This window comes from Parasphingomonas halimpatiens, from assembly GCF_036663795.1.
Lineage (GTDB): Bacteria > Pseudomonadota > Alphaproteobacteria > Sphingomonadales > Sphingomonadaceae > Sphingomonas.
Genome location: NZ_JAXOJP010000075.1, coordinates 1 through 7,086, shown reverse-complemented (window position 1 = coordinate 7,086; position 7,086 = coordinate 1). Strand labels below are relative to the sequence as shown.

Annotated in this window: 6 protein-coding genes; 4 read left to right on the top strand and 2 right to left on the bottom strand. The window is 64.1% G+C overall.

The window, feature by feature from the left end; translation table 11 throughout:
* The first annotated feature begins 422 nt into the window (after nt 1–422).
* Together U1839_RS26535 and U1839_RS26530 are read left to right on the top strand one after the other, a co-directional pair.
* Nucleotides 423–1,007, top strand: coding sequence for a response regulator transcription factor (locus U1839_RS26535; RefSeq protein WP_332806561.1), 585 nt, complete (start codon nt 423–425; stop codon nt 1,005–1,007).
* Between the two features lie 106 nt (nt 1,008–1,113).
* Nucleotides 1,114–3,054, top strand: coding sequence for a hybrid sensor histidine kinase/response regulator (locus U1839_RS26530; RefSeq protein ID WP_332806563.1), 1,941 nt, complete (start codon nt 1,114–1,116; stop codon nt 3,052–3,054).
* Between the two features lie 276 nt (nt 3,055–3,330).
* Here the strand turns inward: U1839_RS26530 and U1839_RS26525 are convergent, their stop codons facing one another.
* Nucleotides 3,331–4,035 carry a nuclear transport factor 2 family protein gene (locus U1839_RS26525; RefSeq protein ID WP_332806560.1) on the bottom strand — a complete coding sequence of 235 codons (705 nt, stop codon included), beginning with the start codon at nt 4,033–4,035 and terminating at the stop codon, nt 3,331–3,333.
* Nucleotides 4,036–4,589: 554 nt separating this feature from the next.
* Nucleotides 4,590–5,180, bottom strand: a complete 591-nt coding sequence (locus U1839_RS26520) for a PAS domain-containing protein (protein WP_332806559.1) — start codon at nt 5,178–5,180, stop codon at nt 4,590–4,592.
* A gap of 167 nt (nt 5,181–5,347) precedes the next feature.
* Here U1839_RS26520 and folE point away from each other — a divergent pair, with 167 nt between their 5' ends.
* Entirely contained in the window at nt 5,348–5,947 is a 600-nt protein-coding gene (gene folE, locus U1839_RS26515) for a GTP cyclohydrolase I FolE (protein WP_332806562.1), read from the top strand.
* Entirely contained in the window at nt 5,944–6,930 is a 987-nt protein-coding gene (locus U1839_RS26510; protein WP_332806558.1) for an NAD(P)/FAD-dependent oxidoreductase, read from the top strand. Before folE ends, U1839_RS26510 begins: the two co-directional genes overlap by 4 nt.
* The last annotated feature ends 156 nt before the right edge of the window (nt 6,931–7,086 follow it).

Below are 7,086 nucleotides of genomic sequence, written 5' to 3'. Positions count from 1 at the left end.
CGATCGACGATCTATGGCGCGCCGTCGGCAACATCTGCGATCTCTACACACCCGAGGAATGCTGGAACTTCCTCAAACATGCAGGATATGCGTCAGATTAAACGCATCGCGCTCTAGGCCGTCCAGCCGACCCGAAAGCCGGCGATCGTTTACGTCGCAGCATTCGGCGAGGGTGGAGAACGGACCGGCCGCTTTCGGGCGGCCAGGTAGCGTAAGCGCACGCTCGTTCATGGAACTCATGGGACCGCTACGCAACCTTTTTGGGCCATTCAGGTTTACAATCATCTCGGCTGGAAGCGGTCATCCGAGCGGCGGCCGGAGTGCACCCATCGCGTCGCTAGCCTTCGCGACACGGTTTGCGATAGTACAGCAGCCTTGCGTCACGGAGTAAAAGGATGGGTTTGGCAAGGCGTACCAGTCCTGTGCAGGAGATCGTCGGCTCAATCCGGCTCTCGCCCATTGCTTCCGTCGTCACCGATCCCAACGCCGACGACAACCCGATCATTGCTGCAAACCATGCGTTTGAGCAGCTTACGGGATATTGCGAACATGAGCTAATCGGCCGCAATTGCCGCATTCTCGCCGGCCCGGATACCGATCCCGCGAAGAGAGAAGCGCTGCGCCAGGCAATCGCGCGCGCGACGCCAGCCATGATCGAGCTCGCGAACTACCGGAAGGACGGCAGCAAATTCCTCAACGCGCTGATGATCGCGCCTCTTCTGGACGACAACGGAAAGCTGGCCTGCTTCGTGGGAAGCCAGATGGCCATCGATCGCGCGGCGGTCCGGCCGGCTGTGCCGACGGCCGCAGCGCGGTTGAGCGTGCTTACACCGCAGCAGCTAGCGGTTCTCCGCCTGGTGGCGCGAGGCTGGCGTAACCGGCAGATTGCGGAGCAACTGGGGCTGACCGAAAAGACCATCAAAATCTATCGCAGCGCGCTTGTGAAGCGCCTCGGTGTGGCCACCAGCGGCGAGGCGATGCGCCTGGCGGTAGAGGCCGGTTTCTAGTCCGCGCCGCTCGCCCGCCGCGGCGAATCCTGTTGCGCATAAGTTCGTGTTCGATATGGACTTTAGTCTATATCGTCGGGCCGGGGGCTCAGCACAGGATCAGGCATTGCATTTGTCGGACTCAAGGAAGCAGCCCCCTGCGGAGACGTTCCAACTACTCGTTGACGCAGTCAGCGATTACGCGCTCTACATGCTCGATCCCGGCGGTCGCATCGTTACCTGGAACAGTGGTGCGGAGCGCTTCAAAGGCTATTCCGCCGAAGAGATCATCGGCGAGCATTTCTCCCGCTTTTTCCTGCCGGAGGATCGCGAGGCCGGCGTGCCGGCGTTCGCCCTGGAGACGGCCGCACGTGAGGGGCGCTTCGAAGCAGAGGGCTGGCGAATCCGGAAGGACGGCAGCCGCTTCTGGGCGCACGCTATCCTCGATGCCATCCGCGGCGAAGACGGCTCGGTCGTGGGTTTCGCCAAGATCACCCGCGACATCACGGAAAAGCGACGCCTCGAACAGGCGACCTATGAGAGCGCGCTGCAACTGAGGATGCTCGTCAAAGGCGTGCGCGACTACGCCATCTACATGCTCGACCGGGATGGCAGGATCACGAGCTGGAACGCCGGCGCGCAAGCCATCAAGGGCTATGCCGAGGAAGAGGTGCTCGGGAAGCACTTCTCGCTCTTCTATACTGCGGAAGATCGCGCGCGCAGCACACCGGAAAGGGCGCTGAAAACCGCCCTACAGGAGGGCAAGTTCGAAGCGGAGGCGCAGCGGGTGCGCAAGGACGGCTCCCTCTTCTGGGCGCATGTCGTGATCGACCCCATCTACAACGAAGTCGGCGAGCATGTCGGGTTTGCCAAGATTACCCGCGACGTCAGCGAGAAGAAGCAGGCCGAGCAGGAACTTCGTCAAACCCAGGAGGCCTTGCTGCAGTCGCAAAAGCTTCAGGCGCTGGGCGAACTTGCCGGCGGTATCGCGCACGACTTCAACAACCTGATGACCGTCATGCGCGGCTCGGCTGACTTCCTGCTGCGTCAGCCGGACATGGAAGTCGAGAAGCGCAACCGTTATCTCAATGTCATGCTGGAGACGGCGGAGCGGGCGACCGGGCTCACCTCGCAACTGCTCGCCTTCGCGCGTCGCCAGCCGCTCGAACCCGAGGTCGTCGACCTCAGCTTACGACTCGATGCCATGGGCGAGATGCTGGAGCGCACCCTGGGAAGCCTCTATGAACTCGAGCTCGATCTCGCGCCGGCGCTATGGCCGGTCGAGATCGACCCGAATGGGCTCGAGGCGGCGCTGCTCAATGCGGTCGTCAACGCCCGGGATGCGATGCCAAATGGCGGAAAGATCACCCTGTCGACCACGAATGACAAACGGCCCGAAGGCGATGGGGTCCTGCTGTCGATCCGGGATACCGGCGAGGGGATCCCGCCCGAGACGCTCGAGCGCGTGTTCGAGCCGTTTTTCACGACCAAACCGATCGGCAAGGGCACGGGGCTCGGCCTCTCGCAGATCCATGGCTACGCGTTGCAATCGGGCGGTTCGGCCAGGATCGAATCCGAGGTGGGTAAAGGCACCGCGGTGGAACTCTGGCTTCCGCGCACCGACAAACAGCCGTTCAGGGAAGCTGTTTCACAGGTCCAGGCCATGATCCCGGCGGGGCTCAGGGTCCTCGTCGTGGAGGACAGCGAACATGTTCGTTACTTCGCGCGCCAACTGCTCGACGATCTCGGCTGCAGGGTGATCGAAGCATCGAATGGCGGCGAAGCGCTGGAGCTGCTGAAGGAGCATGACGTCGACCTCGTCTTTTCGGATATCGTCGTGCCGGGAATGAGCGGTCTGGAGCTGGCAATCCAGATAAGGGATGCCCACGCCGACATCCCGGTATTGCTCGCGAGTGGCTATAGCAGCAAGCAGTTCATTCCCAGGGACGAGCGGGAGTTTCCGATACTGCGAAAGCCATACAAGCTTGCGACGCTCGCGGCCGGCATCAATCAACTGGTAGAGCCGGCCGCTGGTGAAGGCAGGAGCGAAGTTCCTAAGCGCGGATAGCCCAATGCTGGAACCAATCCGTCCGGCTAAGGTCCGCTTCGCCCATATGCTTTCGAGCCGCCAGTCGTCCAACGGCAAATGTAGCCGCAGAGCGCCACCTGGATGAGCGCCTGGTTTCGGTTCGGCAGAGGGAACGCGAGAGTGGCCGGTTCTGGGTCGTCGATGCACGGAGTCAGGGCGGGGGAGCTATCGCCATCTCTCTTCCTGATAACCGCCGGTCGCCTGTCGCCCCACGCTCGGCCGTTCCCGGGCGGCGCAGACTTGCTTAAGAGCGGACTATTTATCTGTGATCACAACGACAGTATCCTGCGCATTCACGATCTGCCAGCAGCCCGCGCGATTGACCCATGTGTCGGTCCAGACGAATTTGCCGCGTCGGCCGCCCGTCTTCGTCCAGGTCTCGCTACCTTGGGCGACAACAGTATTTCCGAAGAAGCGGACGTGGACATAATCCGGTACGTTGGTGAGAAAGGGGCCGGGGCCCTCTGCTGCCTCCGCAACAGCGGTCTCTTTGTCGAGCAAGCGGCCGTCGAGAACCCACACGAAGTCGTCAGCTAGGATGCGCTTGACTACCGACGCATCGTTGGTTGCGACAGATTTCGCCCACTCCTCTTCACTGAGTTCGATGTAACGCTTGATGGCATCTCGCGAGGAAAGCGAGGGTGCCGGACACTTGCCATTGGATGCCGCGGAAGCGGGAGCCGTCCATACGATTGCTCCGCCGATCACGAAGAAGCCTAATAAATACCGCCGCCACATCTGTCCGTCGCCCATCTGATGCCCGTCCTTTGTGACGGCTTGTCGCATGATCGGATGCAAAGCCGCCAGACCCCTTTCCACCACCTCAAGCCATTCGGACCAAAGTTTTTCACTGGCGCAGGCTGACCCTAAGAGCGGCATGAACGAATGTCGGGTGTCGGTACCCCGGTAAGCGGTCCTCAATGGCTGATATGGGTCATTCGAACATTCGAGCAAACTCAACGGATGGCTGCTTTCGTTGGCTTGCCTCGCAAACACGTCAGTCCGCATCCGGTCGGACTTCGCCTGCGCAGCCGTCGTGCACGCAGATGCATTGTGTCCACTTCTCGAACGCCCGGTAATGGCCGGAGCGAACGACGGCAAAGCCCCCATCACCCCGATTCAACTTCCCCCACAACCCGACCATACCGCAACCCCGGCGCGCTCCGCCCCGCAGCACGCGCCAGCTCTTTCGCATCGTTGATCGGCATCGAAACGCACCACCACCCTGGCGGAAAATCCGCCGGCGCGGGCTCCTGTTACGCCCTCTGTTCCGCCTCTGTTACGCTTCTTGATATTCTCTTGTTTCCTCTTGTTCTCCAGGAACAGGGAAACGCCAATTATCTATCTGATAATTATAGGCTATTTTCGAGAAAACGCCGCACAAACCCGGCGCAAAAGATTTACGTCGAAAAACAGAGCGGAACAGAGGGTGCCCCCACCCCGGCGCAGCACATCACGCGCCGTCCGCCGCCGCCCTCAAGCGCCCGGCATCGACACCACACGCAACGCCCCGCTCAATACCCCGCCTCGATCGCCAGCCGGATGATATCGGCGGTGGTGCGCAGCCCCAGCACGCGGATCACGGTCGAGCGGTGCATCTTCACCGTGCGTTCGTTGAGGCCCAGCTCATAGGCGATCTGCTTGTTGAGCTTGCCCGCCGCGATATGCACCACGATCTCGCGCTGGCGCGGCGTCAGTGAGGCGATCCGCTCGGCGGCGGCCTTGCGCCGATTGTCGCCTGCGGCGGCCTCGTCGCCGGCGACCTCGACCTGCGAGCCGAGGAAATATTCCAGCTCGCCCGTCGCCCCGAAGATCGGCGCGACCAGCACGGCGTTGCGGAACGGCGAGCCGTCCTTCTTGTAATTGAGGATCTCGACCATCGTCGGGCGGTGCGCGGCAATCCCCTCGCGCAGTTCCTGGGACAGCGCATCCTCGGTATCGGCGCCGCGCAGAAAGCGGCAATTGCGCCCGATGATCTCGTCGCGATCATAGCCGGTCAGCTGCACGAACGCCTCGTTGCAGTCGATGATCGGGTTATCGGCCAATCGCGGATTGCTGATGACGGCGGCGACCGCGCTCGACTGGATCATGCTGGACAGTGACATTGACGACATCCTCAATAGGCCAGTCGGGGCGCCACCTTGAGTGCCCTTTCGTGCTGCTTGGCGGTTGGCCCCCGCCCCCCCAGATTTCGAACATAGGATCGGCATCGCGCGTTCGCGAGCGCTCATTGCGCACGGCACCTGGGAAAGACGGCATCATCGTGAACTATATGTCCCCCGCACTGCAAGTCGCAGCGAGCACAAGGCCGCCCGTGCCGCCCGAGATCGAGGCGGCGTTCCGCGCGTTGCTCGGCTTTGTCGGCGAGGATCCGGACCGCGAGGGGCTCGCCGAAACCCCGGCGCGCGCGGCGCGGGCATGGCTGGAATATTGCAGCGGCTATCAGGAGGATCCCGGCGCGCACCTGGCACGCACCTTCGAGGAAGTGGGCGGTTATGACGAGATCGTCGTGCTGCGCGACATCCCGTTCCAGTCGCATTGCGAGCATCATCTCGCACCGATCACCGGCACCGCGTCGATCGCCTATCTGCCGCGCGACCGCGTCGTCGGCATTTCCAAGCTCGCGCGCGTGCTGCACGGCTTCGCCCGCCGGCTACAGGTGCAGGAGCGGCTGACCGCGCAGGTCGCCGACTGCATCTGGTCAGAGCTCGCGCCGCGCGGCGTCGCGGTGGTGATCGACGCGCAGCATGGCTGCATGACCGGGCGCGGCGTGCGCACCGCCGGGGTCGGCATGGTCACCAGCCGCATGCTCGGCTGCTTCCGCGACGATCCCGCCAGCCGCAGGGAAGTCCTGGCGTTGATGGGCCGATGAACGTCGCAGCGGCGATGCAGCCACCCGCCCCCTTACGTTTCGCGATCGTCGGGGCCGGCATGGCCGGGCTCGCCTGCGCCGACGCGCTGGTCGCGCAGGGGCACGCCGTGACGCTGTTCGACAAGGCGCGCGGCGCCGGCGGGCGCATGTCGACGCGGCGCCTCGCCACGCCGATCGGCGAGGCGAGCTTCGATCACGGCGCGCAATATTTCACCGTGCGCGACCCCGCCTTTCAGGCCGCGGTGGCCGAGTGGGCGGCCCGCGGCCTCGCGCAGCCCTGGCCGGTCGCCGGCCATGATGCCTGGGTCGGCGTGCCGGCAATGAACGCCGTGGTCCGCGCCATGGCAGAGCGGCACGAGGCGCATTTCGGTGTGATGGTGCAGGGCATCGCGCGCGCCGGGCGCGGCTGGCGGCTGATCGGGCAGGATCTTCCGCCCGAGACCTTCGACGCGGTGATCGTCGCGGTGCCGGCCGAGCAGGCGGCGGCGTTGCTCGGCCCGGTCGACCTCGCCATGGCGCGCTGCGCACTGATGGCGCGCTCGCAACCCTGCTGGACCGCGATGTACGCCTTCGCCGCGCCGCTCACCACCACGCTGACGATCCTGCGCGACTGCGGGCCCATAGGCTGGGCGGCACGCGACAGCGCCAAGCCCGGCCGCGGCGGCGTCGAGGCGTGGGTCGTGCAGGGCAACGGCGCCTGGTCCGCGCAGCATCTCGAGGACGAAGCCGTGGTGGTACAGCGCCTGCTGCTCGACGCGCTCGCCGAGGCGCTGGGCTACGATCTCCCGCCGTCGATCGAGGCGACCGCGCACCGCTGGCGCTATGCGATGTCGGCCGGGATCGGCGAGGGCGCCTTGTGGAATGCGCGGCTCGGCGTGGGTGCGTGCGGCGACTGGCTGCTCGGCCCGCGTGTCGAGAGCGCCTGGCTGTCGGGCACGGCGCTCGGCGCGGCGGTCCGCGACGCGGCGCTCGCGGTCGCCTGATACCGCATCTCATTGATCGGTACCTTTAGCCCTCCCCTTTGTATAGACCGGAGAGATAGCGAACAGGTGTTCGGAGACATGGTGAACACATTGGGTGCGGAGGTGCCCGATGCCATTCAAGGAGTCTTCGATCTTGTCACAACGGGAAGAGTTTTG